The organism is Nocardiopsis sp. FR4 (genome assembly GCF_009830945.1).
GTDB lineage: Bacteria > Actinomycetota > Actinomycetes > Streptosporangiales > Streptosporangiaceae > Nocardiopsis.
This window is the reverse complement of sequence record NZ_VWVV01000008.1, coordinates 210559-237282: the sequence shown is the minus strand read 5'-3', so window position 1 is coordinate 237282 and position 26724 is coordinate 210559. Positions and strand designations below refer to the sequence as shown.

Sequence of the window (26724 nt, the reverse complement as noted above, 5' to 3'; positions counted from 1 at the left end):
GGAGGTGACGTGATGAGGGCGCTCATCGTGGTGGACGTGCAGAGGGACTTCTGCGAGGGAGGGCACCTGGGGGTGACCGGCGGCGCGCGTACGGCGGCGGCGATCACCGAGCACGCGCGTTCGGGCGGCTACGACCACGTGGTGGCCACCCGGGACTACCACATCGACCCGGGGAGCCATTTCTCGGAGAACCCCGACTTCGTGGACAGCTGGCCGCGCCACTGCGAGGCGGGGACGCCGGGAGTGGAGTTCCACCCCGACTTCGACGCCTCGCTGGCCGAGGAGGTGTTCGACAAGGGGCACTACACGGCCGCCTACAGCGGTTTCGAGGGGAGCGCCCGCAAGGACCGGGTCCCCCTGGCCGAGTGGCTCCGCGAGCACGGCGTGGACGAGGTGGACGTGGTGGGGATCGCCACGGACCACTGTGTGCGGGCCACCGCGCTGGACGCGGCCCGGGAGGGCCTGCGCACGCGGGTGCTGCTCGGTCTGACCGCGGGGGTGGCGCGCCCGACGGTGGACGCGGCGCTGGAGCAGTTGCGCGAGGCGGGCGTGGAGCTGGAGGGTGAGCCGCTGGTCGGCTGAGCACCGGCCGCGAACGCGGGGGAGGGGCGGCGGTGTGCGTACCGCCGCCCCTCGCCGTGCCGGGCCTCAGGCGACGCCGATGGCGGCGCGCACGCGGTCGAGGGTGGCGCGGGCGCGCTGGCGGGCGCGCTCCGAACCGGCCTCCAGGATCGCGTCGATCCGCGCCGGGTCGGCCATCAGCTCCTCGTACCGGTCCCGCTTGGCGCCGAGTTCGGTGTTGACCGCCTCGAAGAGCTCGTTCTTGAGCTCGCCCCAGCCCATGCCGCCCGCCTCCAGGCGCTTGCGCACGTCGGCCACCCTGTCGGCGTCCGCGAAGTGGGTGAGCAGCTGGAAGGGCACCGAGCTGTCGGGGTCCTTGGGGTCCTCGACCGGCGTGGAGTCGGTGGGGATGCGGCGGATGGCCTTCTTGAGCTTGTTCTCCGGCAGGAAGAGCGGGATGTGGTTGTCGTAGGACTTGCTCATCTTGCGGCCGTCGACGCCGGGCAGGATGCTCGCCTCGCCCTCGTCGATGACGCCCTTGGGCAGGGGGAAGCTGTAGGCCTCGCCGTAGCGGTGGTTGAAGTACCCGGCGATGTCGGAGGTGTACTCGATGTGCTGGGTCTGGTCGCGGCCCACGGGGACGTGGGTGGCCTCCATGATGAGGATGTCGGCGGCCATGAGGATGGGGTAGTTGTACAGCCCCATGTTGATCCCGGCGTCCAGGTCGGTGATCCCGGCCTCGTTGTTGCGGTCGCGCGCGGCCTTGTAGGCGTGCGCGCGGTTCATGAGGCCCTTGGGGGTCAGGGCGCTCAGGATGGTGGTGAGCTCGAAGGTCTCGGGTACCCGGGACTGCTGGTAGACCACGGTCCGTTCGGGGTCCAGACCGCACGCGAGCCAGGTGGCAGCGCCTGACCGGATGCTGTGGCGCAGTTCGTCCGCGTCCTTGATGGTGTTGAGGGCGTGGTAGTCGGCGATGAAGTAGTAGGTGTCGTACTCCGACGACGCCGCGAGGGCGGGCTTGATCGCGCCGACGTAGTTGCCCAGGTGGAAGTCGCCGGTGGGCTTGATACCGGTCAGGTACGTGTTCGCTGCCATGCCCACCAGAGTAGCGGTGGCGCGGGTTCGGGACGCTCATCCCTGTGCCGGGGAGGGCGCGGGGCGGTCAGCCCGCACGGGCCAGCTGCTGCGCGGACCCCTCCCGGAAGGCCGCCCAGTGCTCGACCATGCGCTGGCCCTGGCCGTCGGTGAAGTGGGTCATGCAGGCGTCGTCGCTGTAGTTCATGAAGTTGGTGACGGGGTCCTCGCCCGGCCGGTCGGGGCAGGTGTCGCGGCCCCCGGGGCAGCCGGAGGCGGCCTCGCGCTCGTAGGGCGTGTCGTCGACGTAGTCGCCCGGCTCGTCGCACCCGTTCTGGAAGGTGTGGAAGAGCCCGAGCCAGTGGCCGACCTCGTGGGTGGTGGTGTGGCCGAGGTTGAACCGCTCCCGGTCCCCGCCCGGCAGGGTGTCGTGGGCGACCACGACGCCGTCCTGCTCTGGGTCCTGCTCGTAGTCCTGCGGGAAGGTGGAGTAGCCCAGCAGACCGGGGCCCAGGTCGGCGGTGTAGATGTTCAGGGTCGCGGCGTCGCCCTGGCGCAGCCGGGCCCTGATGGTGTCGCGGTTGTCGTCGAAGTTGGCGAACCAGTCGTCGTTGACCGTGCGGGTGACCTCGGTCAGCTCGAAGCGGAAGCCCGTGTCCACGGCCTCGTCGGCGGCCTCCACGGCGGCCCGCGCCGCGTCCAGGGCCGCGCCCGGCTGCGAGGTGTCGGGGCCGCCGGAGCCGGCGTCGGAGCCGTTCTCCTGGCCGGTGCCGTCGGCGTTCCCGGGACCGCCGGTGCCGTCCGTCGTGCCGGAGGCGGCGGAGACGTCGGCCCGGCCGCCGCTGTAGGCGGTGTTGAGGACGTCGATCTGCTCCCGGACGCGATCGTCGCTGATGTCCCCGCTGCCGTCCTCGGAGGAGATCACGTGCACGACGACCGGGATCGTGTGCGGCGGCTGGAGCTCCTGGCCGCGCAGCGGCACGAGCGCCTCGCGGAGCTGTCGGTGGTAGTCGGCGGCCTGGCTCGGGCTCAGCTCCCCGCCCTCGGGGGGACGGGTGCCCCCCTCGGCGTCGGTCACGCGCGCCGCCGTGCCCGGAAGGCACTCCTCGAACGCGGCGGCGTCCTCCGACGCCAGCCGCGCGCGGGCGGCGTCGGGTGCGGTGGCTCCGGCCACGCCGGTCAGGGCGACACCGCACATCAGCAGTCCGGTCCAGAGCGCGGCTGACCCGCCGCGAGGGCTTTGTCCACTCATCTCACATAAGGTAATTGAATGAACACTGAGAGCTTATGAGCCGTGCGCGGCCTTACGAAGTGTTTGCCCGTTTTGATCCATTCGGGCGGCTCAGCGACCGCGCGGTCCAGCGGGCGGGCGGGGCGGCTAGCGCCCGCCGACCGCCCAGGCCCGGATCTTGGCGATCCGCTCACGGATCTGCGCCGGGGTGGCCTGGGCCACCGGGGGCCCGCCGCAGGCCCGGCGCAGCTCGTTGTGGATCACCCCGTGCGGCTTGCCGGTGCGGTGGTGCCAGGCGCCCACCAGGCCGCTCAGCTCACGGCGCAGGTCGGCCAGGACCTGGTGCGTGGGCCCCTCCTCCTCCGCCTCGGGCTCCTGCTTCCTGGTCCTGAGCTCACTGGCCTTCAGGTCGGCCTTGCGCTTGCGCAGGAGCTGGGAGACCTGCTGGGGGTCGAGCAGACCGGGCAGGCCCAGGAAGTCCTCCTCCTCGGTGGAGCCCGGCGCGCCGCCGTACTCGGCCCCGTCGTAGAGGGCGCGGTCGAACTCGGCCGCCGACTCCATGGTCTCGAAGGGCAGTTCCTCCCCGGCGTCGGGGGTGTCCCGTTTCTTGTTGGCCTCCTTGAGGAGGTCGTCCTCGGGATACTCGTCGCCCTCGGCCGGGGAGCGGTCGAGCACGTGGTCGCGCTCGCGCTCCATCTCGCCCGCGTACTCCAGCAGGGTCGGCACCGAGGGCAGGAACACCGAGGCCACCTCGCCGCGCTGGCGCACGCGCACGAAGCGGCCGATGGCCTGTGCGAAGAAGAGCGCGGTACTGGTGGAGGTGGCGTAGACCCCGACCATCAGGCGGGGCACGTCCACCCCCTCCGAGACCATGCGCACCGCGACCATCCAGCGGTCGTCGCCCGCGGCGAACCGGGAGATCTTCTTCGACGCGGTGGGGTCGTCGGACAGGACGACCGTGGCGCCCTTGCCGGTGATCTGGCGCAGGATGCGCGAGTAGGCGCGGGCGTTCTCGTGGTCGCTCGCGATGACCAGCGCGCCCGCGTCGGGGTGGGTCTTGCGCACCTCGGTCAGGCGGCGGTCGGCGGCCTGGAGCACGCGCTTGATCCAGTCGCCCTTGGGGTCCAGTGCGGCCCGCCACGCCTGGGACAGCGCGTCCTGGGTGAGGGGCTCGCCGAGCCGGGCGGCCAGTTCGTCGCCCGCGCGGGTGCGCCAGCGCATCTCCCCGGAGTAGGCCATGAAGATGACCGGGCGCACGACCCCGTCGTTCAGGGCGGGACCGTAGCCGTAGCTGTAGTCCCACGAGCAGCGGCGCACCCCGGCGCCGTCCTGGACGTAGTCCACGAACGGGATGGGGTTGATGTCGGACCGAAAGGGGGTGCCGGTCAGGGAGAGCCGCCTGGTGGCCGGGTCGAAGGCCTCGCGGACCGCGTCGCCCCAGGAGAGGGCGTCGCCCGCGTGGTGCACCTCGTCGAAGACGACCAGGGTCTTGCGGGCCTCGGTGCGGTTGCGGTGCAGCATCGGGTGCGCGGCCACCTGGGCGTAGGTGACGGCGGCGCCGACGTACTGGCGGCCCAGGGCGCCCTGCCCGTTGCGGAAGTCGGGGTCGATGGCGATGCCGAACCGGGCGGCCGCCTCGGCCCACTGCTTCTTGAGGTGCTCGGTGGGGCACACGATGGTGATGGCCCGCACCGTGTACCGCTGGAGGAGCTCGCTGGCCAGGGTGAGGGCGAAGGTGGTCTTGCCCGCGCCGGGGGTCGCCACGGCGAGGAAGTCGCGTGGTTCCCGGCGGAAGTACTCCTCGAACGCCTCACGCTGCCATGCGCGAAGGCCCCGAAGCCGGTCCTCCGTCGTGGTCTGCGTCACCGTCATTCTTCGAACCGTCCCCCGTTACTCACCTGCTAGAGGTTAGCGGCAGCACCCGACCGATCCGGGAGCCAGGCCAGTGGTGCCGCGCACACGGCGTGCCCCCCGAGGACTCGCCCCGGTGGTGCCGTGCGCGTGCCCTGGCGCCGGCCCGGACAGCGGCGCGGCGCGCCGGGCCCCTCGGGCCGCGGCGCGCCGCCAGGTGAGGATGGTCTCCCGCGTTCGGTCGAGGGGTCCACCGCCGGATCGGCTACCCCCGTCCCTCCTCGGCCGGTTCCTCGAAGCCCTGCTCCTCAGAAACCCCTTCATCCTCGGCAGGCCCAGTGCCATCACGAAGCCCGTCCTCACCGGTTTCGGCTCCGGTCTCAGCTCCGGTTCCCGCGCCCTGGACGTCGACGGCGCCGTCGTTGAAGGGCATGTACGGGGAGATCGCCGGAAAGGCGAAGAACCACAGCAGCGCGGCGGCGCCCGCCAGCAGACCGACAGCCATGATGAACTTGGAGGCCCACGGGCCGGGCAGGATGCGCCAGATCAGACCGTACATTCGCGTTCCTCACTCGTCCTCGTCGGCTTCGGGGGCCATGTGCGCGATCGACTCGGGCATCCCCTCGGACTTGGGCGTGGTCTCCACCAGCTCCGCCCAGACGATGAGGCGGTGGGTGTTGTTCAGCTTGGGCGCGCACGTGGTGAGGGTGAGCAGGGAGCGTCCGGGCTCCTCGTCGGTGGCGTCGTCGAACGGGTCGGGCTCGATCACCCACACGTCGGTGGGCAGCACCGTCTCGTCCCGGAAGACCTCGTAGGTGTAGAAGTTCTCCTTGTCCTCCAGGACCATGACGTCGCCCTCCTGGAGCAGGTCCAGGTCCCAGAACAGGCCGGGGGTGCGGTGGGCGGCCACCGCGTAGTTGCCCTCGCCGCCGGGCGAGCTGGGGTACTCGGTGTAGTGGCCGGGGCTGTAGCGGATGTCGTCCGGCGTGGTGCCGTTGACCACGATCCAGTCCAGGTCCAGCGACGGCACGTACAGGCGGCTGTCCGCGCTGCCCGGCAGCGGCGCCGAGTCCGGCCCGGCCTCCGCCTCCGCCGCCCAGGCCTCCTCCAGCCCCTGGGCCAGGTCGCGCTGCTCGCGGTCGGTCTCCCACTGGGAGCCGTAGACCTCGTAGGACGCGTAGAAGAGCATGAGCAGGCCGGCGGTCAGCATGATCTCGCCGACGAACCGGACGATGCCGCGGACGACGTCGCCGGGGGTGGCCCTGGGCCTGCGGGAGCGACGGCGCCGCCCGCCCGAAGCCCGTCGACCGCGCCCCTCCCAGTCCTCGTCCTCACCATCGGACCAGGAATCCTCGTGGTACTGCCGTTCAGTTGTGGACACCAATACGACCTACTTCTGTGGACGTCTCCGTACGCACCGGCACCTACCGGAGGGGGTACGACCAGTGGAACCCCGGTACGCGGATGCGGCAGGACTTCGACCTCGTGCTGGTAGACGGAGCCGGGCAGCGACGCTGTGAGAACGTCGGCGGGGGCGCCCCGTGCGGCCACCCGTCCCTGGGAGGGTATCGCCACACGATGGGCGTAGGCCGCCGCAAGCCCCAAATCGTGCAGGACCACGATAACCGCACCGCCGCGCCCCGCGAGTCGCGCGACGGAGGTGCGCCCGGGCGGGAACCGGACGGAACGTGCGGGCGCGCCGACACGACGGGGCCCCGGCACACCGGGCGGTGTGCCGGGGCCCCGGGCGTTCGCCGCGGCCGGGCCGCGGAGCGCCGGGCCGGGGAGAACTACTTCATCATCTCCTCGTAGGCCTTCTTGCACTCGGGGCACACGGGGAACTTCTTCGGATCCCGGTTGGGCACCCATACCTTGCCGCACAGGGCGATCACCGGGTTGCCGGTGACGGCGCTCTCGGTGATCTTGTCCTTCTGGACGTAGTGGGCGAACCGCTCGCGGTCACCACCGTCGTGGGAGATGTCCGGTTTGGTCTCGCTGTCCGGGAGGACCTTGTTGAGGATGTCCATCGCCATCGTGCCTCACACCTTTCAACGTCTGCGTTCCACGGTATAGGGTGTCGCGGCCCACCCCGGCGGTCCCGGTTCGGGGACTCCGGTTCCGGGTATGCGGTCCGGACCCCGGTGCGACGGGCTCAGTTCAGGGTGGGGTCGTCGGGGAAGGTGGACAGCAGCGCCATGTCGCCGCCCTGGCGCCGCAGCACCCGCGACCACAGTCCCTCGGGGGCGGTGGTGAAGACGTCGTCGGCGATCGCGTCCACCACGTACCAGGCGCCCTCCTCGATCTCCCCGGCCAACTGCCCCTCGCTCCACCCGGCGTACCCGGCGAAGACGCGGAAGGCGCCGAGCGCCCCGCCCAGCACCTGCGCGGGGCCGTCGAGGTCGACCACGCCCAGCCCGTCCAGGCCCAGCTGCGGGTCCAGGCCCTGCAGCGGGGACCACCCCGGCGGCGGCTCGCCCGGCCCGGCCACCCCCAGGGCGATGCCGGAGCCGACGCCGACCGGTCCGCCCGAGAACATGACCGCGGGTTCGCTGGCGTAGCCGCCCCAGTCGGCGACGACCTCGTCCACGGGCACCTCCAGTGGGCGGTTGAGGATCACGCCGAGGGTGCCGTCGTCCCCGTCGTCCACGACGAACACCACCGAGCGCCGGAAGGAGTCCTCCTGCAGAAGGGGGCTCGCCACGAGGAGGCGCCCCGTCATCGTCGGCTGGTCCATGCTCCACACCTACCCTGGAACCGTCGGCGATCCGCCGCTGTTCCCCAGCCCGTTACGGGAGCGAGGCCGTGCGGCGGGGCACCGCGCACGGCCCGGGGCTACTCGCCGCGGGCGGCCTGGTCGCGCTGGGCGACCTCGCGCACGGCGCTGGCCACGTGGTGGGACAGGTCGGAGTGGAACACGCTGGGGATGATGTAGTTCGGGCCCAGCTCGTCCTCGGTGACCACGTCGGCCAGGGCCTCGGCGGCGGCGACCATCATGTCCGAGGTGACGTGGTGGCTCTGGGCGTCCAGCAGGCCGCGGAAGAACCCCGGGAAGACCAGCACGTTGTTGATCTGGTTGGGGTAGTCGCTGCGGCCGGTGGCGACGACGGCGGCGTGCAGGTGCGCGACCTCCGGGTCGACCTCGGGGTCGGGGTTGGCCAGCGCGAAGATGATGGAGTCCTCGTTCATCTCCGCGATGTCCTCACCGCTGAGCAGGTTGGGGGCCGACACCCCGATGAACACGTCCGCCCCGGCCACGGCGCCGCGCAGGTCGCCGTCGTAGCCCTGGGGGTTGGTGTTCTCCGCGATCCAGCGCAGGGTGGGGTCCATGTCCTCGCGCCCGGTGTGCACGGCGCCCTTCACGTCGCTGACGATGACGTCGCGCGCGCCCGCGTGCATGAGCAGCTTGAGGATGGCGGTACCGGCCGCGCCCGCGCCGGACATGGCGATGCGGACCTCGCTGAGCTTCTTGCCCACCACGCGCAGCGCGTTGCGCAGGGCCGCGAGGACGACGATGGCGGTGCCGTGCTGGTCGTCGTGGAAGACGGGGATGTCGAGCAGCTCGCGCAGGCGGGCCTCGACCTCGAAGCAGCGGGGGGCGGAGATGTCCTCCAGGTTGATGCCGCCGAAGCCGGGGGCGAGCACCTGGACGGTGCGCACGATCTCGTCCACGTCCTGGGTGTCCAGGGCGATGGGCCAGGCGTCGATGTCGGCGAAGCGTTTGAACAGGGCGGCCTTGCCCTCCATGACGGGCATGGCGGCCTCGGGGCCGATGTTGCCCAGGCCCAGGACCGCGGAGCCGTCGGTGACCACGGCGACGCTGTTGCGTTTGATGGTCAGGCGGCGGGCGTCGTCCTTGTTGGCCGCGATGGCCTGGGAGACGCGGGCGACACCGGGGGTGTAGGCCATGGAGAGCTCGTCGCGGTTGCGCAGCGGCACCTTGGACTTCATCTCGATCTTGCCGCCCAGGTGCATGAGGAAGGTGCGGTCACTGACCTTGTGCACGACCACGCCCTCGATCGCGCCCAGGGCGTCGATGATGGCCTGGGCGTGCTCGGTGTCGCGGGCGGCGCAGGTGACGTCGATGCGGATGCGCTCGTGCCCGGCCGCGGCCACGTCCAGCGCGGTGATCATGCCGCCCACCTGCTCCACCGCGTTGGTGAGGCTGCCGACCGCGCTGCCCCCAGCGTCCAGTTCGAGGCGGACGGTGATGGAGTAGGAAACGCTGGGAAGGGTGGCCACGTGTTGCTCCTTGGCTCTGGCTGGGTGTCGTGCGTCCGCGGGGCGCGGGGCGGCTCGGCCGGGTGGCGGGTGCCGGGCGGCCCCGCCGGGGGCGAGCCGGGGACGGGTGCCGCCGCCCGCTCCGCGTACCGGGACCGCGGACGGTCGCGGAGGGGGAGGGCCTGGACGCGTGCGCGCGGGACACCGCGTGTTCCGGTGCGCGCGCCGGTGCCCCCATGGTGCCACCGGCGTGTGGGACGGGCTCCGGTGGGGGCGTGGTCTGGACCCGTAACCGAGTCGCCTCACCTTACCCGAGTCAAGTGGCTGTCGTCAGCACAAGGTGAGAATTACCGCGATGGTAAAAAACCGCACAATTTACGTTGACTTCGGGGTGTCCCGTCCGTCAACGGGAGGCGCGGTGTCGGCCTCCGGTGCCGCGTCGGCGCGGTCGCGCGCCGCGCGCACGACCAGGTCCGCGCACGCCCGCAGCGACAGCGCGGGCGCGTCCAGCACCAGGTGGTAGTGGCGCGGGTCGGCCGGGTCGGCCCGGTAGAAGCGCCGTACGTAGGCGGTCCGGGCGCGGTCGTTGTCCTCGAGCAGGCGCCGGGTGGGCTCCTCCCCACCCCAGCCGCGGGCGCCGCGCTCGCTGCGGTCCCCGGCCGTCCACAGGGTGCGCGCCCGGTCCAGGCGCGCGCGGCGGTCTCCGTCCAGGCGCACGTGCAGGGCGCTGGGGTGGTCGGCCAGGACCAGGGCCCCGGCCCGGCCGAGGACGACGCCGCCGCTCAGGGCCACCCCGCCGATGACCCGTTCGGTCTGCTCCACGAACTCGTGGTCGTAGAGGAGCCGGCCCTCCTCGTTGGTGGTGCCGATGAGGGCGGTGTCCACGCCGCCCAGGGTGACGGTGGGCAGGCGGGCGGCGCTGGAGAGCAGGCGTTCGAGCCCGCCGGGGGCGCGGTCGTCGCGCTGGAGGGCCTCCTCCAGGGAGCAGCCGATGCGGGCGGCCACCTCGCTGGGGACCGCGCGGTCCAGGAAGGCCACGCCGAGCCGAGCCGCGACGGCCCGGCCGACCGCCCCTCCTCCCGCGCCGTAGGAGGCGGAGAGCGTGACCACGGGCCTGCCGTGGCCCGCGGAAGTGCCGTCGGTCGCCATGGGGGTACCTGCCAGGTCGCCGCGCGGGCCGTGTGCCCGCCTCTTGGCGGAGGTGTACCCCCCTGGGCACGGGCTATCCGGCCCCTCGCGCGCCGGTCCGGCCCGTGTGCGGCCGGACCCGCGCGCCCCGGCCCCGGGGCCGGGGCGCGCGGGTCCGGGATGCCCCTGTCCTTTCCCGGCCCCGGCCTAGAACAGCGCCGAGGTGAGCTTGCGGCGGGCCGCGTTGACCCTGGGGTCGCCCGGCGGCAGCAGTTCGAAGAGCCCCAGCAGGTGGGTGCGCGCCCGGTCGCGGTCCTCGTCGGAGGTGCGCTTGACCGTGGCGATGAGGCGGTCGAAGGCGTCCTCGAACTTGCCGCCGTACATGTCGATGTCGGCGACGGTGATCTGGGCTCCGACGTCCTCGGGGTTGTCGGCGGCGGCCTGGCGGGCCGCGTTGGCGTCCACCTCCTGGAGGCGGCCGACCAGGCGGACCTGGGCGAGCTTGCTCCGGGACTCGGCGTCGCCCGGGTCGGCCTCCACGGCCTTGGCGTAGACGGCCTCGGCCGCCGCGAAGTCGCCCCGCTCCAGGGCCTCCTGCGCCTCCGCGTCCACCGGGCGGCCCTGCGGCTGCTCCGGCTGGCCCTCGGCGGCGTCCTGCGCGCCGGGGTCGCCGGTGACGGTGCCCGGGTGGCCGGGGGGCAGCGCGCCCTGTTCCTTGAGCGCGGCGAAGGCCTCGACCAGCCAGCCGGTGAGCTGCTCCTCGGTGGCCGGGCCCGCCGGGCCGGGCAGGAGCTGGCCCTGGACGACCACGACGATCATGGGCGTGGTGGGCACGCGCAGGGCCTGGACCAGTTGCGGGCTGGCCTCGCTGTCGACCTTGGCCAGGAACCAGTTGCCGCCGGAGGCCGCCGAGAGCTTGTCCAGGGCGGTCTCGACCTGCTTGGACTGCTCCGACCATCCCGCCAGGACGGCCAGGACGACCGGGGCGGCCATGGACCGCTCCAGCACCTGGGCCTGGAAGTTGGACTCGTCGACGTTGACGGCGTAGGGATTGGATCGACCCGCCGACTCCGCGGCGCGCTGTTTGGCCTCGCGTTCCATGGCCGCCTTGCGCGCGCCGAGGTCAACGGCACTGTTCGGTGAAAAGTCCGAAGGCTGCATGGTTCCATCCTGCCGTATGCGCGGGCGGGACGCCGCCCGCGCGCGGGTCCCCGTCCCGCCGGGCCGCGGACTCCTCCCCCTTCGCGCGGCGGGCCCCGCCGGTCGCCTCCGGCGGGGCCCGTGCGGGCGGGGGCCGGGACCGGGTCAGAACCGGGGGTCCTCGGTGTAGGTGCCGAACTCCTCGCCCATGGTCGCGCAAATCTCGCCGAGCGTGGCCTCGGCGCGGGCCGCGTCCATGATCAGCGGGATCAGGTTGCGGTCTCCCGCGCGCACGCCCGCCAGCAGGTCGGCCAGGGCCCGCTCGACGGCGGCCCCGTCGCGGGAGGCGCGGCGCTCGGCGAGCACCCGCTTCTGCTCGTGCTCGACCTCGTGGCTGATCCGGAGGATGTCGAGTTCGCCGGAGACGGTGTTGGTGTGGCAGTTGACTCCCACGATCTTCTTCTCGCCCTTCTCCAGCGCCTGCTGGTACTGGAAGGCCGACTCGGCGATCTCGGAGCTGAAGTAGCCGTTCTCGATTCCGGCGAGGATGCCTGAGGTCATCGGGCCGATCTCGTGCTCGGCGTCCTCTCCCCCGCCCATGCGCAGGATCTGGGCGAAGATCCGCTCGGCGTCGGCCTCCAGCTCGTCAGTGAGCGCCTCCAGGTACCAGGAGCCGCCGAGGGGGTCGGCCACGTTGACCACCCCGGTCTCCTCCATGAGGACCTGCTGGGTGCGCAGGGCGATCTCGGCGGACTGCTCGGTGGGCAGCGCCAGGGTCTCGTCCAGGGCGTTGGTGTGCAGCGAGTTCGTGCCGCCCAACACGGCCGCGAGGGCCTCCACGGCGGTGCGCACGACGTTGTTGTAGGGCTGCTGCGCGGTCAGGGACACCCCGGCGGTCTGGGTGTGGAAGCGCAGCCACTGCGCCTTCCCGGTCTTGGCGCCGTAGACGTCCCGGAGCCAGCGGGCCCAGATGCGGCGCGCGGCGCGGAACTTGGCGATCTCCTCGAAGAAGTCGATGTGGGCGTCGAAGAAGAAGGACAGCCCCGGCGCGAACCGGTCGACGTCCAGTCCCCGGGACAGGCCCAGCTCGACGTAGCCGAAGCCGTCGGCGAGGGTGTAGGCGAGCTCCTGGGCGGCGGTGGCCCCGGCCTCGCGGATGTGGTATCCGGACACCGACAGGGGCTTGTACGCGGGGATGTTCTCCGCGCAGTACTCCATGAGGTCGCCGATCAGCCGCAGCTGCGGCGCGGGCGGGTACAGCCACTCCTTCTGGGCGATGTACTCCTTGAAGATGTCGGTCTGCAGCGTGCCGTTGAGGGTGCGGATGTCCACCCCCTGGCGCTCGGCCGCCACCAGGTACATGCAGAACGCCGGGACGGCCGGTCCGCTGATGGTCATGGAGGTGGTGGTCTCGCCGAGGGGGATCCCGTCGAAGAGCAGGTCCATGTCGGCCACGGAGTCGATGGCCACGCCGCAGTGGCCGACCTCGCCCAGCGCGTGCGGGGAGTCGGAGTCGTGGCCCATGAGGGTGGGCATGTCGAAGGCGACGGAGAGCCCGCCGCCGCCCGAGGCCAGGATCATCTTGTAGCGCTCGTTGGTCTGGCGCGCGTTGCCGAACCCGGCGAACTGGCGGATGGTCCACGCCCGCCCGCGGTAGCCGGTGGCGTACAGGCCGCGCGTGTAGGGGTACTCCCCGGGCCAGCCGATGCGCTCGAAGCCGGGGACCTCGGCGCCGGGGCGCGGACCGTAGACGGGCTCCAGGGTGCGCCCGGACAGGGTCGTGAAGTCGGCCTCGCGTGTGCGCGAGGAGTCGTAGCGGCGCTGCCAGCGCTCGCGCCCGGCCTTGATCTCCTCGGCCCCGCCGCCGTTGGTGGGGTCACTCGTGGTGTTCGCCATACCGAAATAGTAGGACGTCCAACTAATGATGTACAGGGTCGGCGCCCGTGGCGCCCGGCCCCGGGCGGCGGGCGGTCAGCGGCCCTCGGCGGCCCCAGCGACGGGGGCGGGGAAGTCCCCGAAGTCCACCCGGAGCTTGGTGAACATCTCGTGCATGCTCCACAGCTCCTCGTCGGAGTAGCAGGACAGCCCGAAGTCCATGGACAGCAGCGCGCCGGTCGCCTCCTCGGTGACCCGGCGCCCGGAGTCGGTGATCTCGGCCAGCACGCCGCGGCCGTCGCTGGGGTTGGGGCGCCGGCGCACGAAGCCCTGTCCCTCCAGGCGGTCGATGGTGTTGGTGACGCTGGTCGGGTGCACCATGAGGCGCTCCCCGATCTTGCCGAGGGGGAGGGAGCCCGAACCGCTGAAGGTGAGCAGGACGAGCGCCTCGTAGCGGGCGAAGGTCAGGCCGAACGGCTTGAGGGCCCCGTCCAGCTCCCCGATCAGGATCTGCTGGGCGCGCATGACGGAGGTGACCGCCGCCATGGCGGGCGAGGCCCCCCATCTGCGCGTCCAGTTGTCGTGTGCGCGCTCGATCGGGTCGAACGGAAGATTCAACGGATTACCCACGCCGTCACTCTAGTCAGCGCGGAGCAGGGGCTTCGCCGGACGGGAGGCGGCCCGCGCCACCCGCCGGTCCGCGCGCCGCGGAACGGGGGCCTCCGCGGAGGGGCCGCGGACCCCGGGGCCCGTACGGGTCGACCGCGACGTGGGGCTCGCGCGCACCGGCGCGGGGTACGGCGGATCGTGCTAGCACCGAATCCACCCCGGCGCAAGAGTTCTCAGTGGCCACAAGGGGACACCTTCCACCCCCGGCCACTGGTCCACCCCGCCAGCTCGGAAAATCCGCTCCGCCCCCTCCGAAGTGCCCGCGGACCTCCCCGCCCCGCCCCCGACAGGGGCAGAAAGTCCCGCCCGGGGCGTTGACGCGTCCCGGAATTATTAGTTAAGTTTCCTAAAAATTTATCCCCCCACGTCACAGGCTCGGGCCCGTCCAACGGCCCCCAACAGGCCCTCGGGAACCCGCGGCCTCTCCGTCCGATCGCAGCCCCTCCCACCGCACACGGCACCACGGTCGACACATCCCCCCGCCCCCGCTCACGCACCAGGAGATGCCCCGACGTGAGAGCACGACGTCTCAGTACCCGCCTCGCGGCCCTCGCGGCCAGCGTGCTGCTCGCACCGCTGGCGCTGATCGCACCCCCGGCCGCCGCCGAGGCCGCGCCGCCCTCCGGGCTCACGGCCACCTACGCGGAGACGGCCCGGTGGCCCACCGGCTACAGCGGGAAGATCACCGTCCACAACGCCTCGGACACCCCCGTCAGCGACTGGACCCTCACCTTCGCCCTGCCCGACGGCAGCCGCATCCACCACCTGTGGAACGCCACGCTCGCGGGCACCCCCGACGGCTACACGATCACCCCGCCGCACTGGGGCGCCGGCGTCCCGGCGGGCGGGAGCTACTCCTTCGGCTTCAACGGCGTGCACTCGGGGGGCGGCACCGCCCCGCTGGGCTGTCTCGTCAACGGCTCCGCCTGCGAGCGCGGAGAGGGCCCCTCCCACGACAGCCTCAGCGTCGCCTACTACACCCAGTGGAGCGCCAGGGAGCGCGACTACCACGTGCGCGACCTGGTCGCCAGCGGCAGCGCCGAGCGGCTCACGCACATCCAGTACGCCTTCGGCAACGTCAGCGCCGACGGCGAGTGCTTCATGACCGACGAACCCGGCGAGGGCGACGCCCTGGCCGACTACGGCCGCGTCGTCCCGGCCGCCGAGAGCGTCGACGGCGTGGCCGACGACCCCGACCAGGCGCTGCGCGGCAACTTCAACCAGCTCCGCGAGCTCAAGGCGCGCTACCCCCACCTCGTGGTCAGCGTCTCCCTGGGCGGCTGGAACTGGTCGCGGCACCTCTCCGACGCCGCCCTGACCCCCGAGTCCCGCGAACGGCTCGTCGCCTCCTGCGTCGACCTGTACCTGCGCGGCGACCTGCCCGAGATCGGCGGCGCGGGCGGCGAGGGCAGCGCCTACGGGGTCTTCGACGGCATCGACCTGGACTGGGAGTGGCCCGGCTCCGGCGGCAACCCGCACAACACGGTCCGGCCCGAGGACCGGGAGAACTACACCGCGCTGGTCACCGAGTTCCGCGAGCAGATGGACGAGCTCGGCGAGGAGACCGGCCGCCACTACGAGCTGACCGCCTTCATGCCCGCCGGGGGCTGGCGCCTGGACGCCGGGTACGAGCTGGACGATCTCATGCCGAACTTCGACTTCGTCACGGTGCAGGGCTACGACTACCACGGCACCTGGGAGAGCGTGACCAACCACCAGTCCAACCTGGTCGTGGACGCCCGCGACCCGGAGCCGGTGATCTCCGCCGAGACCGTCCTGCGTGCCTACCTCGACCGCGGGGTGGACCCCGCCAAGATCGTCCTGGGCGTCCCCTTCTACGGCCAGGGGTGGACCGGTGTGGAGCCCGGCCCCGACGGCGACGGCCTCTTCCAGTCCGCCTCCGGCCCCGCCCGGGGGACGTACGCGGCGGGCACCGAGGACTGGCGGATCCTCGCCGAGAAGGTCGGCTCCGGGGAGTTCGAGGTCTTCCGCAACGACGAGGCCGGTACCGCCTGGATCTACGACGGTTCGACCCTGTGGACCTACGACGACCCGGCCGCCATGACCCTCAAGACCGACTGGGCCCAGGAACAGGGTCTGGGCGGCGTCATGGTCTGGTCCATCGACGGCGACGACGCCCGGGGCAGCCTCATGGCCGCCATCGACGCCGCGCTGAACGACTGAGGCGACCGGACCGCGACGGGACCCCTCCCGTCCCCCGACTCCCGGCCCGGTGACCCCGGACCGGGCCCCGGCGGCGTCGGTGCTCTGATCCGGGGAGCACCGCCGCCACGGCTGGCGCGGAGCGATGTGCGACGCCCCGCGCCAGCCACCCCCTCCCCGACGGAGGGTCCGAGCCCCGTCCCGCCCCGACGCGCGGTACGGGCGATCCCCCCTCACGCACCAGGAGACCCAGTGAGAACACGACTTCGACACCGGCTCGCGGCACTGGCAGCCGCCGCGATCGCCCTGCCCCTGGCCCTGTCCCCCCTCCCCGCCGCCGCCGAGTCCACCGGCGTCACCGTCACCTACGTGGAGACCAGCCGCTGGGAGACCGGCTACGGCGGTCAGCTCACCATCGACAACGACTCGGGCGCCCCGCTCGCGGACTGGACCATCGGCCTGCGGCTGCCCTCGGGCACCGCGATCACCAGCCTGTGGAACGCCACCCTCAGCCGGTCCGGCGACGCCTACACCGTCACCCCGCCCTCGTGGGGCGCGACCGTCCCCGCGGGCGGCAGCTACTCCATCGGGTTCAACGGCACCCACGGCGGCGGCGACACCGTGCCCGTGGACTGCACGGTCAACGGGTCCCCCTGCTCGGGCGAGCCGGGCGAGGAGGACACCGAACCGCCCACCGCGCCCACCGGCGTGACCGTCACCGGCACCACCGCCACCACCGTGGCCCTGAGCTGGACGGCCGCGGCCGACAACGCCGGGGTGGCCGGCTACGAGGTCCTCTCCGGCGGCGAGGTGGTCCGCGCCGTCAGCGGCACCACCGCCACGGTGACCGGGCTGGCCCCGGAGACCGCGTACGCGTTCACGGTGCGCGCCTACGACACCTCCAACAACCGCGGCCCCGAGAGCGCCCCGGTGAGCGCCACCACCGGCGCGGACGACGGCGGACCCACCGACCCGCCCGGGGACCGCCGGGTCGCCTACTTCACCCAGTGGGGCATCTACGACCGCGGCTACCTGGTGCGCGACCTGGAGACCTCCGGCACCGCCGAGAAGCTCACCCACGTCAACTACGCCTTCGGCAACATCAACGCCAACGGCGAGTGCTTCATGGCCAACCAGCTCGGCCAGGGCGACGCCTGGGCCGACTACGGCCGCTCCTTCCGCGCCGACGAGAGCGTGGACGGGGTCGCCGACACCTGGAACCAGGACCTGCGCGGCAACTTCAACCAGCTGCTCAAGCTCAAGGAGATGCACCCCGGCCTGAAGGTCAACATCTCCCTCGGCGGCTGGACCTGGTCCGAGCACTTCTCCGACGCCGCCCTGACCGCGGAGTCCCGCGAGCGCATGGTCTCCTCCTGCATCGACCAGTTCCTGCGCGGCAACCTGCCGCTGTTCGACGGCGCGGGAGGCCCCGGCTCCGCCTACGGCGTCTTCGACGGCATCGACCTGGACTGGGAGTGGCCCGGCTCGGCGGGGCACGAGCACAACACCGTGCGCCCGGAGGACCGGGAGAACTTCACCGCCCTGGTCGACGAGTTCCGCCAGCAGCTGGACGCCCTGGAGGACGAGACCGGCCGCCAGTTCGAGCTGACCGCCTTCCTGCCCGCGGACCCGGAGAAGATCGAGCTCGGCTTCGAGATGGAGCCGCTCATGGGCGACTTCGACTTCATCACCGTGCAGGGTTACGACTACCACGGCGGCTGGGAGAACACCGCCAACCACCAGTCCAACCTGGTCGAGCACCCCGCCGACCCCGGCCCGGACGTCTACTCCACCCAGACCACCGTCCAGGCCTACCTGGACCACGGCGTCGACCCCGCCGACATGGTCCTGGGCGTGCCCTTCTACGGGCGCGGCTGGACCGGGGTGGCCCCCGGTCCCGACGGTGACGGCCTCTTCCAGGCCGCCTCCGGCCCCGCGCCCGGCAGCTACGAGGACGGCATCGAGGACTGGAAGGTGCTGAAGGACCTCCCCGGCTACGAGCTGTACCGCGACGACGAACTGGGCACCGCCTGGCTGTACGACGGGTCGACCTTCTGGACCTACGACGACGAGGTCTCCATGGCCCAGAAGACCGACTGGGCCCAGGAGAACGGCCTGGGCGGCGTCATGGTCTGGTCCGTCGACGGCGACGACGCCCGGGGCAGCCTCATGGCCGCCATCGACGCGGCCCTGAACGACTGACGGATCCCTTCCGGCGGGGGCGGTGAGTCCGCGCCCCCGCCGGAGTCTGTTCCTGTGCGACCCGACGCGAAGGAGCGGACATGACCGACACCCACACCCTGAGGACCGCCGACGGAACCCTGTACTACGAGGTCCGCGGTGAGGGGCCCGTCCTCGTCCTCACCGGAGCGCCCATGGGCGCCGAGGAGTTCACCCCGCTGGCGGATCTGCTCGCGCGGGACCGCACGGTCCTCACGCACGACCCGCGCGGCATCTCGCGCAGCCCCCTCGACGACCCGGAAAGCGACTCCACCCCCGAACTGCGCGCGGACGACCTCGTCGCCCTCCTGGACGCGGTGGGCGCGGACCGGGCCGACGTGCTCGGCTCCAGCGGCGGAGCCGTGACCTCGCTGGCGCTGGCCGAGCGCCACCCCGGCCGGGTGCGGACCGTCGTCGCGCACGAGCCCCCGCTCCTGTCGCTGCTCCCCGACGCCGCCGAGCAGCACGCCGTGACCGAGGAGATCATCGAGACCTACCGGCGGGAGGGCGTGTTCGCCGCGTGGGCCAGGTTCATGGCCAACGCCGGGTTCCCGGTGGAGGAGGCGGGGGACCACGCGCCCTCCGAGGAGCCCGGCGAGCAGATGCTCGCCGACAGCCGCCGGTTCTACCTGCACGAGATCCGCGCCACCACCCGCCACGTGCCCGGCACCGACGCCCTCAGGGCCGGGCCCGCGCGGGTCGTGGTGGGCGCGGGCGCCGCCTCGGGCCCCCTGCTCACCCACCGCACGTCCCTGGCGCTGGCCGAGCGGCTCGGCACCGAGCCGGTCACCTTCCCCGGGGGCCACGGCGGGTTCGCCGAGGACCCCGAGGGGTTCGCCGCCGTCCTGCGGCGGGTCCTCGGCGGGGACTAGCGCAGGTCGGCGCCCAGCTCCTTGGCCAGTACCTCCGCCGCTGAGTAGGGGTCCCGGACGCCCTCGGCCACCTCGCGGGCGAGGGCGTCCAACCCGGCTTCGTCGCCGATCCGGCCCATCCGCGAGCGCAACAGCTCCAGCACGATCGCCTGCACCTCGTCGCGGGCCCGGGTGCGGCGGCGCGCGGTGAGCTCGCCGCTGGCCTCCAGGTGGGCGAAGTGCTGCTCCATCCGCTCCCACAGCTCGTCCACGCCCTCGTCCCGGGAGGCCACGGTCATCACGATCGGGGGCTTCCACTCCTCGTCGGCGCGGTCCTTCATGGCCACCATCTGGCGCAGTTCGCGCAGGGTCGCCCGGGCCCCGTCGCGGTCGGCCTTGTTGACCGCGAACACGTCGGCCACCTCCAGCACGCCCGCCTTGGCGGCCTGCACCGAGTCGCCCATGCCCGGGGCGCACAGCACGACGGTGGTGTCGGCCTGACCGGCGATCTCCACCTCCGCCTGGCCCACGCCCACGGTCTCCACCAGGATGAGGTCGAACCCGGCGGCGTCGAGCACCCGAAGCGCGTGCGGCGTCGCCCAGGACAGCCCGCCCAGGTGCCCGCGGTTGGCCATGGAGCGGATGAACACGCCCGGGTCGGTGGCGTGCTCCTGCATCCGCACGCGGTCACCCAGCAGGGCACCGCCCGTGAAGGGCGAGGAGGGGTCCACGGCCAGCACCGCGACGGTGAGCCCCCGGGCCCGGGCGGCGCGCACGACGGCGTTGGTGGTGGTGGACTTGCCCACCCCGGGCGAGCCGGTGAACCCGACCACGCGGGCGCGGCCGGTGTGCGGGGCCAGGCCCGCCATGATCTCGCGCAGCTCCTCGGACCCGTTCTCGACCAGGGTGATCGCGCGGGCCAGCGCCCGGCGGTCACCCCCCCGGACCCGCTCGACCAGCTGGGGGGTGTGCATAGGACTCCTCGGTTTCAACGGAGCAGTGCGGGGCGAGGGCTCGTGGCCCCCGCCCCGCGGCTGTCAGGTGCGTCGTGCTTGCCGGGGCTGTCCCGGGTTACACAGTGTCTTCGTGTCGGATGGTCTTCGCGGCCCCGGCACGCGGGCGTTCGGGGATCTCCCGCTGCCCGCGGCCGGGCCCGTGGAGGGCGCCCGGTTAGGGGGCGGGAACCGTGAACAGCAGGGCGTCGCCCTGGCCTCCGCCGCCGCACAGGCCGGCGGCACCGAACCCGCCGCCGCGGCGGCGCAGCTCGTGGACCAGGTGCAGGGCGATCCGGGCCCCGGAGGCGCCGATCGGGTGGCCGATCGCGATGGCGCCGCCGTTGACGTTGACGATGTCCTCCGAGACGCCCAGGTCGCGGGTGGACTGGATGCCCACCGAGGCGAAGGCCTCGTTGATCTCGACCAGGTCCAGGTCCTCCACCGAACGCCCGGCCTTGGCCAGCGCGTGCTTGATGGCGTTGGAGGGCTGGGAGTGCAGCGAGTTGTCGGGGCCGGCGACGTTGCCGTGCGCGCCGATCTCTGCCAGGACCGGAGCGCCCAGCTCCTCGGCCTTGGCCCGGCTCATCACGACGACGGCGGCGGCGCCGTCGGAGATCTGCGAGGAGGAGCCCGCGGTGATGGTGCCCTCGCTGTCGAAGGCGGGGCGGAGCCTGGCCAGGCTCTCCACGGTGGTGTCGGGGCGCACGCCCTCGTCGGCGGCGAAGACCACCGGGTCGCCCTTGCGCTGGGGGATCTCGACGGGGACGATCTCGGCGTCGAAGTACCCGGCGGAGGCGGCAGCGGCCGCGCGCTGGTGGGAACGGGCCGCGAAGGCGTCCTGCTCCTCGCGCCCCAGGCCGAGCTTGGCGTTGTGCCGCTCGGTGGAGGCGCCCATGGAGTCGCCCTCGAAGGCGTCGGTCAGGCCGTCGTGCGCGGTGGCGTCCAGGACCTCCACGGACCCGTACTTGTAGCCCTTGCGCGACTTGGGCAGCAGGTGCGGCGCGTTGGTCATGGACTCCATGCCGCCCGCGACCACCACGTCGAACTCGCCCGCGGTGATGAGCTGGTCGGCCAGGGCGATGGCGTCCAGGCCCGAGAGGCAGACCTTGTTGATGGTGACCGAGGGCACGCTCATGGGGATACCCGCCTTGACGGCGGCCTGGCGGGAGGGGATCTGGCCGGCGCCGGCCTGGAGCACCTGGCCCATGACCACGTAGCCGACCTGGTCTCCGCGAACACCGGCGCGCTCCAGCGCGGCCCTGATCGCGAAGCCCCCGAGATCGGCGGCGGAGAACCCGGCGAGGGAGCCGAGAAGTCGGCCGATGGGGGTGCGAGCCCCACCGGCGATGACGGAACCGGGCATCGTAACTGGCCTCCAAGTGAGAAATGACGCACCTGGTCTGCAACGATACCCACACGGTAGCCAGCGACCCCCGGGAGGTTCATCCCATGAGTGACGCACCGCACTCGGCCAGCGAGTTCATCACCCCGCCCTCCTCGTCCACACCGTCATCGCCCTCCGTCCCGTCCGCACCGTTCTCCGGGATCACCCGGCTCGATCACGTGGGGATCGCCTGCCGCGACCTCGACGCCTCGATCGCCTTCTACCGGTCCACGTACGGGTTCGAGGTGGCGCACGAGGAGGTGAACGAGGAGCAGGGCGTGCGCGAGGCCATGCTCCGGACCAACGGCACCGACGACGGAGGGGCCACGTACCTGCAGCTGCTGGAGCCCACCCGCGAGGACTCCCCCGTCGCGAAGTTCCTGGAGCGCCACGGCGAGGGGGTGCACCACATCGCCTTCGGGACCGCCGACGTGGCCGCCACCGCCGCGGGGGTCGGTGAGCGCGGCGTGCGCGTGCTGGACGCCGAGCCGCGCGCGGGGACCGCGGGTTCGCGGATCGTCTTCCTGCACCCCAAGGACTGCGGAGGGGTCCTCACCGAACTGGTGCAGAGCGCGCACTGAGCCGCCGGCGGCACACGGCATAGCTCCCCAAACCGCCGAAACAACGTCACGGGGGCGTTCCGGACACATCACAGGTTGAGTGTCACAGCCCCGTGAGGGCACAGAGGTCACCGGAAGTTACCCGAAACCCTCTTCCCAGGGGTTCCGCGCTTGATAAAGTCGGCTAGCTGCCGGATTCGCTGTTCCGGCGTTGGTCCACATCTCGCAGTCCGGTAGTCGAGCCGGGTCGACCGTGCCGCCGTGTCGGGTGACGCGGCGCACGCGGACGACAGCGGACGCGGTCAGGGGCCTTGTCGGCCCGCCGCACCCCGCCCGGTTCTCCGCTTCCGGACCCGCCCGTCCCCGGGGGACGACGCAGCCGCCCTCCTTGCGTCCCCGGCCCTTCGCAAGTAGCCGTCTCGCACCCGTTCAGGAATTCCGCCACATGCCGTCAAACAACATTGACACCCAGCTCAACAACATCTTCGACGAAGACAACACCCCGCAAGAATTCGACGTGGTGCTGCGTGGCTATGACCGCACCCAGGTGGACGACTACACGGCCAGCCTGCGCAACGAGGTCAAGCAGTACACCAAGAAGGTCGAGAAGCTCAGCAGCGAGCTGAACGCCAAGAACCGCCAGCTCCAGGAGCGCGAGCGCCCCTCCTACGCCGGTCTGGGCTCGCGGATCGAGGAGCTCCTGCGCCTGGCCGAGGAGCAGGCCAACGAGCTGGTCCAGAGCGCGCAGATCGACGCCAACGACATCCGCTCGGCGGCCAAGGTGGAGGCCGCCGAGATGCGCGCCGCCGCCGAGTCCGAGGCCACCGAGGTGCGCACCCTCGCCCAGCGCGAGGCCGACGAGATGCGCCAGACCGCCGAGGCCGAGGCCGAGGAGATCACCACCACGGCCCGTCGCGAGGCCGACGAGCTGACCTCGGTCACCGAGCGCGAGGTGCAGAAGAAGCGTTCCGCGGTCGACCACGAGATCGCCGAGAAGCGCGCCACCTTCGAGGGCGAGATCGCCAAGCTGCGCACGACCACCGAGCGCGAGTGCGCCCAGGCCCGTGCCGCCGCCAAGCGCGAGCGCGACGAGACCATCCAGGCCGCCAAGAGCCAGGCCGAGGAGCTGCGCAAGAACGCCGAGCGCGCCTACGCCGAGTCCGAGGCCCGCCGCACCGAGGCCGAGGACCAGTTCGAGCTGCAGCTGGCCGACCGCCGCGCCGAGGCCGAGCGCCAGGACGCCGAGCGCCTGGCCGCCGCCCAGGCCGCCACGCAGAAGATGGTCAACGAGGCCGAGGAGCGGGCCGCCAGCGCCGAGCAGCGCGCCACCAAGGCCAGCCAGCAGGCCGAGCAGACCCGTCGCGACGCCGAGAACCACGCCAAGCAGCTGGTCAGCAACGCCAAGAAGAACGCCGCGCAGATCGAGGGCGAGGCCAAGTCCAAGGCCGAGCACCAGCTCAGCGACGCCAAGTCCGAGGCCAACCGGATCATGACGGCCGCCAAGAAGGAGGTCGAGGAGCTCAACCGCCAGCGGGACAGCATCCAGTCGCACCTGCAGCAGCTGCGCCAGCTGCTCGGTGGCGGCGGCCCCGCCCCGGCCGCTCCGGCCGCTCCCCCGGCCCCGGCTCCGGCCGCCCTCCCGCAGGAGTCCGCTCCGGCCGCGGAGGAGACCCGTCAGCCCGCGCACTCCGGCAAGGGCGCCGACGACGAGGACTGGTGGCAGGAGTAACAGTCCCCCTCGGAGACTGGGCAGGACGTGAGAAGGGGGCCTCCCCTCCCGGAACTCCGGGAGGGGAGGCCCCCTCTCGTCGGCCTACCGGAGGGTCTGCGTGTCCTTCTCGTAGGGGCCGTCCCACTCCACCGGCAGCGGGTGGGCCTCGGGGTTGACCCGCTTGACGACCTCGTCCAGCACCCGGCGCACGTACGGCTCGCCCACCCACAGGTGCTTGGCGCCCTCCACCCCGATCACCTCGCACTGGGTGAGCGGCCGGAACCTCTCCCTGGCCTCCGCGGGACGCAGGTAGTCGTCGTGCTCGGGCACCAGGGCGACCACCGGCTTGCCCGACGCGGCCCAGGCCGCCATGTCGGACTCGTCGGCGCGGTGCAGCGGGGGCGACAGCAGGATGGCCCCCCTCACCTGGGGGTCGGCCCCCCACTTGAGGGCGAGTTCGGTACCGAAGGACCAGCCCAGCAGCCAGGGCTCGGGCAGCCCCTCGAACTCGGTGAACTCGATGGCGGCGAGTACGTCGTGCTTCTCGGCCTCGCCCTCGCCGAAGGTCCCCTGGCTGGTGCCGTGCCGCGAGGTGGTGCCGCGCGTGTTGAAACGCAGCACGGCGACGTCGGCCAGGGCCGGCAGCCGGAAGGAGGCCTTGCGCAGGACGTGGCTGTCCATCATGCCCTCGGCGGTGGGCAGCGGGTGCAGGCACACCAGCGTGGCCCTGGGCTCGCGGCCCTCGGGCAGGGCGAGTTCCCCGACCAGCTCCAGGCCGTCGGCGGTGTGCAGGGTGATGGGGCGTCGCACGGCGGGCAGCACCGTGGTGGCTCGGATCTCCATGGCTCCTCGGGGATGTCGGTGGCGGGGCTCAGCGGCGGGGGGCTCGGGGCGCGCGGTGGGAGCGACGGTCCCAGCAGGAGGAGTGCCAGTGGCGCCGGTCGCCGCCGTCGCCGTAGGGACGCCAGGCCACGACGTGGGCCATGCCCACGGGGATCTCCTGGGCGCAGCCGGGGCAGCGGTAGACCTTGGTGGCCGCGGCCCCGGGGATGCGGCGCGTCACCCACTCCCCGTCCGGCCCGGTCTCGCGGCGCTGCCCCCCGGTGACGCGCAGCATGAGGGCGTCCTCGTCGTCGGGGGCGGCACCGGGTGCCCTGCGGCCCCGGGAGGACGTGCGTCGGGAGGAGTTACGGCGCGGGCTCACCCGTCCAGGGTAGACAAACGGCGGCTGTGGCCGTCGCCACACACGTGGCGACGGCCTCAGGGGAAACCCCTCCCGGTGCGGTGCCCGAAGCGGTCAGGCCGTCAGGCCTGGCAGGCGCAGCCGCCGCCGTGGCCCTCCTCCACGTCCGGCAGCTGGTCCATCAACAGCGGGGCGGGCACCGCGACGTGGGTCAGGCCGTACTCGTGCATGGCGACCAGGGTGGTGACCACGGACTCGGCGCCGCGCTCCTCCAGGAGTTCGGTCGGGCCCTTGGGGTAGCCGCAGCCGAACCGCATGGCGGTGTCCACGTCCCGGGCGGAGGCGTAGCCGTCGCCGATCATGCGCATGGCGTCGTCGATCTGGGGGGCGATGAGCACCTCGCCCAGGTCGAGGGTCTCCTCCTCGCGGAGCATCTCGGCGTAGCGGCCCGTGGGGCGGGGCTCGGGGGCCTCGTCGGTCCCCGCGTAGAAGCCCAGGCCCGCCTTGCGGCCCAGGCGCCCGGCGGCGACCATGCGGCGCAGCAGCGGCGAGGCGGCGTAGCGCTGGTCGCGGAACTCCTCCCACAGCACGTCCATCACGGCCAGGCAGACGTCCAGTCCGACCAGGTCGGCCAGGGCCAGCGGACCCATCGGCAGGTCGGCGGCCTTCTGCGCCGCGGCGTCGATCTCCTCGCGGGTGGCGACCCCGCGCTCGTAGAGGCGGATCGCGTCGTTGACGTAGGGCACCAGCAGGGCGTTGGCCACGAACCCGGCGCGGTCGCCGACCGCGACGGGCGTCTTGCCGATGCGCTTGGCGACCTCGGAGACCACGTCGACGGTCTCGGGAGCGGTGGAGACCGTGGTGACGACCTCGACCAGCTTCATGACCGGGGCCGGGTTGAAGAAGTGCAGGCCCACGACCTTGTCCGGTCGGCCGGTGAGCGCGGCGATCTCGGTGACCGACAGCGACGACGTGTTGGTGGCCAGGATCGTGCCGGGCGGGCAGATCCGGTCCAGGTCGCCGAAGACGTCCTTCTTGATGTCCATCCGCTCGGGAACGGCCTCGACGACGAAGTCGGCGTCGGCGAGGTCCTCCCGTGAGGTGGTGAAGGTCAGCCGGGAGTCGATCCCGGCGCGTTCCTCCTCGGTGAGTTTGCCCTTGCTGACAGCTCGCGAAAGGGACTTGTCCACGTGGGCCCGGCCGCGGTCGACGGCGGCCTGGTCGATCTCGACCCCGGTGACGTTGAACCCCGCACGGGCGAACACCTCAGCGATGCCCGCACCCATCGTGCCGAGTCCGACGACACCGACCTTGTCAAATTCCTGCACCATACGCCCAGACTACGGGGCCGCTTCCTCCGCACGCGTCACGGGATGCCCGTGCCAGGCACTCGGTGCCATGCGGCCGCCGCGCCGGGAGCGGCGCGGCGGCCGTGGTCTCCCCTCCCGGTCAGCAGTCCACGAGTTCGGGCGACTGGTTGAGCAGCTGCGCCCGCGCGGAGGTGAACTCGGCGCGAGCGGCCTCGGCCCCGGGGGCGAACAGCGCCACCCGGTGGCAGTTCTGGAAGGCCAGGCGCAGGCCGAAGTGCCGCTCCACGGCGCCGCGCATGGCGTCGCTGGCGAGCAGGCGCAGCAGCTGGCCCCGCTCCTCCTCCCCGGGCGGGGGCACCTCGTTGGCCTCGAAACCGGACTCCGAGGTCCGCGCGCCCTCGGCCAGCCCGCTGACCACCTCCCAGGCGTAGGGGAGGGAGCTCCTGATGCAGGCGATGAAGTCGGCGTCCTCGACCGGACCGCTCCGCGCCTTCTCCAGCAGGTCGGGGGAGACCGTCAGCGACATGGATGTCCCTTCGTCGGGTGTACTACGGATCGTCCTGATCCCTCTGGAGACGTTAGAGGTCCGCCGACGCCCCG

Annotated in this window: 24 protein-coding genes and 1 pseudogene; 6 read left to right on the top strand and 19 right to left on the bottom strand. The window is 72.5% G+C overall.

Annotation, left to right across the window (positions count from 1 at the left end):
- The first annotated feature begins 9 nt into the window (after positions 1–9).
- The gene (locus tag FYW95_RS10445; RefSeq protein WP_305081028.1) at positions 10–582 is read left to right on the top strand and encodes a nicotinamidase; all 573 of its coding nucleotides are present in this window, start codon (positions 10–12) and stop codon (positions 580–582) included.
- Positions 583–648: 66 nt separating this feature from the next.
- Here the strand turns inward: FYW95_RS10445 and FYW95_RS10440 are convergent, their stop codons facing one another.
- The 13 genes and pseudogenes from FYW95_RS10440 to FYW95_RS10380 form a co-directional block, all read right to left on the bottom strand.
- Positions 649–1656, bottom strand: a complete 1008-nt coding sequence (locus FYW95_RS10440; protein WP_159943074.1) for a tryptophan--tRNA ligase — start codon at positions 1654–1656, stop codon at positions 649–651.
- 67 nt (positions 1657–1723) lie between these two features.
- Positions 1724–2887, bottom strand: a complete 1164-nt coding sequence (locus FYW95_RS10435) for a zinc metalloprotease (protein ID WP_236567836.1) — start codon at positions 2885–2887, stop codon at positions 1724–1726.
- 126 nt (positions 2888–3013) lie between these two features.
- Positions 3014–4738, bottom strand: a complete 1725-nt coding sequence (locus tag FYW95_RS10430; RefSeq protein ID WP_159943075.1) for a DEAD/DEAH box helicase — start codon at positions 4736–4738, stop codon at positions 3014–3016.
- A gap of 244 nt (positions 4739–4982) precedes the next feature.
- Positions 4983–5276 (bottom strand): hypothetical protein, encoded by a 294-nt coding sequence (locus FYW95_RS10425; RefSeq protein WP_159943076.1) that lies wholly within the window; start codon positions 5274–5276, stop codon positions 4983–4985.
- A gap of 9 nt (positions 5277–5285) precedes the next feature.
- Positions 5286–6101, bottom strand: a complete 816-nt coding sequence (locus tag FYW95_RS10420; protein ID WP_159943077.1) for a class E sortase — start codon at positions 6099–6101, stop codon at positions 5286–5288.
- A 6-nt stretch (positions 6102–6107) separates the two neighbouring features.
- A pseudogene (locus FYW95_RS28135) lies at positions 6108–6370 on the bottom strand (hemin ABC transporter ATP-binding protein); the annotation flags it as partial.
- A gap of 137 nt (positions 6371–6507) precedes the next feature.
- Positions 6508–6750: a DUF3039 domain-containing protein gene (locus tag FYW95_RS10410; protein ID WP_159943078.1), complete on the bottom strand. Its 243-nt coding sequence runs from the start codon at positions 6748–6750 to the stop codon at positions 6508–6510.
- A gap of 119 nt (positions 6751–6869) precedes the next feature.
- Positions 6870–7451: a YqgE/AlgH family protein gene (locus FYW95_RS10405; RefSeq protein ID WP_159943079.1), complete on the bottom strand. Its 582-nt coding sequence runs from the start codon at positions 7449–7451 to the stop codon at positions 6870–6872.
- A 98-nt stretch (positions 7452–7549) separates the two neighbouring features.
- A complete protein-coding gene (locus FYW95_RS10400; RefSeq protein ID WP_159943080.1) occupies positions 7550–8956 on the bottom strand; it encodes an NAD-dependent malic enzyme in 1407 nt (468 codons plus the stop codon).
- Between the two features lie 354 nt (positions 8957–9310).
- Entirely contained in the window at positions 9311–10084 is a 774-nt protein-coding gene (locus tag FYW95_RS10395; protein ID WP_159943081.1) for a cytidylate kinase-like family protein, read from the bottom strand.
- A gap of 186 nt (positions 10085–10270) precedes the next feature.
- A complete protein-coding gene (locus FYW95_RS10390) occupies positions 10271–11224 on the bottom strand; it encodes a tetratricopeptide repeat protein (RefSeq protein WP_159943082.1) in 954 nt (317 codons plus the stop codon).
- Between the two features lie 144 nt (positions 11225–11368).
- Positions 11369–13099: a coenzyme B12-dependent isobutyryl-CoA mutase large subunit gene (locus FYW95_RS10385; protein ID WP_159943083.1), complete on the bottom strand. Its 1731-nt coding sequence runs from the start codon at positions 13097–13099 to the stop codon at positions 11369–11371.
- 75 nt (positions 13100–13174) lie between these two features.
- Complete coding sequence (locus tag FYW95_RS10380) at positions 13175–13696, bottom strand: MarR family transcriptional regulator (protein WP_159943171.1); 522 nt, start codon at positions 13694–13696, stop codon at positions 13175–13177.
- Between the two features lie 564 nt (positions 13697–14260).
- Here FYW95_RS10380 and FYW95_RS10375 point away from each other — a divergent pair.
- The 3 genes from FYW95_RS10375 (at position 14261) to FYW95_RS10365 (ending at position 19002) form a co-directional block, all read left to right on the top strand.
- Entirely contained in the window at positions 14261–15931 is a 1671-nt protein-coding gene (locus FYW95_RS10375; RefSeq protein WP_159943084.1) for a glycosyl hydrolase family 18 protein, read from the top strand.
- 231 nt (positions 15932–16162) lie between these two features.
- Positions 16163–18112, top strand: a complete 1950-nt coding sequence (locus FYW95_RS10370) for a glycoside hydrolase family 18 chitinase (RefSeq protein ID WP_159943085.1) — start codon at positions 16163–16165, stop codon at positions 18110–18112.
- An 80-nt stretch (positions 18113–18192) separates the two neighbouring features.
- Entirely contained in the window at positions 18193–19002 is an 810-nt protein-coding gene (locus tag FYW95_RS10365) for an alpha/beta fold hydrolase (RefSeq protein ID WP_159943086.1), read from the top strand.
- Here the strand turns inward: FYW95_RS10365 and meaB are convergent.
- Positions 18999–19955, bottom strand: coding sequence for a methylmalonyl Co-A mutase-associated GTPase MeaB (gene meaB, locus FYW95_RS10360; RefSeq protein WP_159943087.1), 957 nt, complete (start codon positions 19953–19955; stop codon positions 18999–19001). The genes FYW95_RS10365 and meaB overlap by 4 nt on opposite strands.
- A 196-nt stretch (positions 19956–20151) precedes the next feature.
- A complete protein-coding gene (locus FYW95_RS10355) occupies positions 20152–21339 on the bottom strand; it encodes an acetyl-CoA C-acetyltransferase (RefSeq protein WP_159943088.1) in 1188 nt (395 codons plus the stop codon).
- Between the two features lie 86 nt (positions 21340–21425).
- On the opposite strand from FYW95_RS10355, the gene mce reads away from it, so the two are divergent.
- Positions 21426–21941, top strand: coding sequence for a methylmalonyl-CoA epimerase (gene mce / locus FYW95_RS10350; protein ID WP_201294798.1), 516 nt, complete (start codon positions 21426–21428; stop codon positions 21939–21941).
- A 424-nt stretch (positions 21942–22365) separates the two neighbouring features.
- The gene (locus FYW95_RS10345; RefSeq protein ID WP_159943089.1) at positions 22366–23649 is read left to right on the top strand and encodes a DivIVA domain-containing protein; all 1284 of its coding nucleotides are present in this window, start codon (positions 22366–22368) and stop codon (positions 23647–23649) included.
- Positions 23650–23733: 84 nt separating this feature from the next.
- On the opposite strand, the gene FYW95_RS10340 is transcribed toward FYW95_RS10345, so the two are convergent.
- The 4 genes from FYW95_RS10340 to FYW95_RS10325 form a co-directional block, all read right to left on the bottom strand.
- Positions 23734–24474, bottom strand: a complete 741-nt coding sequence (locus tag FYW95_RS10340) for an alpha/beta hydrolase (protein WP_159943090.1) — start codon at positions 24472–24474, stop codon at positions 23734–23736.
- A gap of 28 nt (positions 24475–24502) precedes the next feature.
- Positions 24503–24835 carry an ATP/GTP-binding protein gene (locus FYW95_RS10335; RefSeq protein ID WP_201294797.1) on the bottom strand — a complete coding sequence of 111 codons (333 nt, stop codon included), beginning with the start codon at positions 24833–24835 and terminating at the stop codon, positions 24503–24505.
- 101 nt (positions 24836–24936) lie between these two features.
- The gene (locus tag FYW95_RS10330; protein WP_159943091.1) at positions 24937–26145 is read right to left on the bottom strand and encodes a 3-hydroxyacyl-CoA dehydrogenase; all 1209 of its coding nucleotides are present in this window, start codon (positions 26143–26145) and stop codon (positions 24937–24939) included.
- 118 nt (positions 26146–26263) lie between these two features.
- A complete protein-coding gene (locus FYW95_RS10325) occupies positions 26264–26650 on the bottom strand; it encodes an SCO5389 family protein (RefSeq protein ID WP_159943092.1) in 387 nt (128 codons plus the stop codon).
- Positions 26651–26724 lie beyond the last annotated feature (74 nt).

Excerpts from the sequence above, each read along its gene's own strand:
- FYW95_RS10440 (WP_159943074.1), bottom strand. The coding sequence starts at position 1,656 with ATGGCAGCGAACACGTACCTGACCGGTATCAAGCCCACCGGCGACTTC.
- FYW95_RS10435 (WP_236567836.1), bottom strand. The coding sequence starts at position 2,887 with ATGAGTGGACAAAGCCCTCGCGGCGGGTCAGCCGCGCTCTGGACCGGA.
- FYW95_RS10430 (WP_159943075.1), bottom strand. The coding sequence starts at position 4,738 with ATGACGGTGACGCAGACCACGACGGAGGACCGGCTTCGGGGCCTTCGC.
- FYW95_RS10425 (WP_159943076.1), bottom strand. The coding sequence starts at position 5,276 with ATGTACGGTCTGATCTGGCGCATCCTGCCCGGCCCGTGGGCCTCCAAG.
- FYW95_RS10410 (WP_159943078.1), bottom strand. The coding sequence starts at position 6,750 with ATGGCGATGGACATCCTCAACAAGGTCCTCCCGGACAGCGAGACCAAA.
- FYW95_RS10405 (WP_159943079.1), bottom strand. The coding sequence starts at position 7,451 with ATGGACCAGCCGACGATGACGGGGCGCCTCCTCGTGGCGAGCCCCCTT.
- FYW95_RS10395 (WP_159943081.1), bottom strand. The coding sequence starts at position 10,084 with ATGGCGACCGACGGCACTTCCGCGGGCCACGGCAGGCCCGTGGTCACG.
- FYW95_RS10390 (WP_159943082.1), bottom strand. The coding sequence starts at position 11,224 with ATGCAGCCTTCGGACTTTTCACCGAACAGTGCCGTTGACCTCGGCGCG.
- FYW95_RS10385 (WP_159943083.1), bottom strand. The coding sequence starts at position 13,099 with ATGGCGAACACCACGAGTGACCCCACCAACGGCGGCGGGGCCGAGGAG.
- FYW95_RS10365 (WP_159943086.1), top strand. The coding sequence starts at position 18,193 with ATGACCGACACCCACACCCTGAGGACCGCCGACGGAACCCTGTACTAC.
- meaB (WP_159943087.1), bottom strand. The coding sequence starts at position 19,955 with ATGCACACCCCCCAGCTGGTCGAGCGGGTCCGGGGGGGTGACCGCCGG.
- FYW95_RS10355 (WP_159943088.1), bottom strand. The coding sequence starts at position 21,339 with ATGCCCGGTTCCGTCATCGCCGGTGGGGCTCGCACCCCCATCGGCCGA.
- mce (WP_201294798.1), top strand. The coding sequence starts at position 21,426 with ATGAGTGACGCACCGCACTCGGCCAGCGAGTTCATCACCCCGCCCTCC.
- FYW95_RS10345 (WP_159943089.1), top strand. The coding sequence starts at position 22,366 with ATGCCGTCAAACAACATTGACACCCAGCTCAACAACATCTTCGACGAA.
- FYW95_RS10340 (WP_159943090.1), bottom strand. The coding sequence starts at position 24,474 with ATGGAGATCCGAGCCACCACGGTGCTGCCCGCCGTGCGACGCCCCATC.
- FYW95_RS10330 (WP_159943091.1), bottom strand. The coding sequence starts at position 26,145 with ATGGTGCAGGAATTTGACAAGGTCGGTGTCGTCGGACTCGGCACGATG.
- FYW95_RS10325 (WP_159943092.1), bottom strand. The coding sequence starts at position 26,650 with ATGTCGCTGACGGTCTCCCCCGACCTGCTGGAGAAGGCGCGGAGCGGT.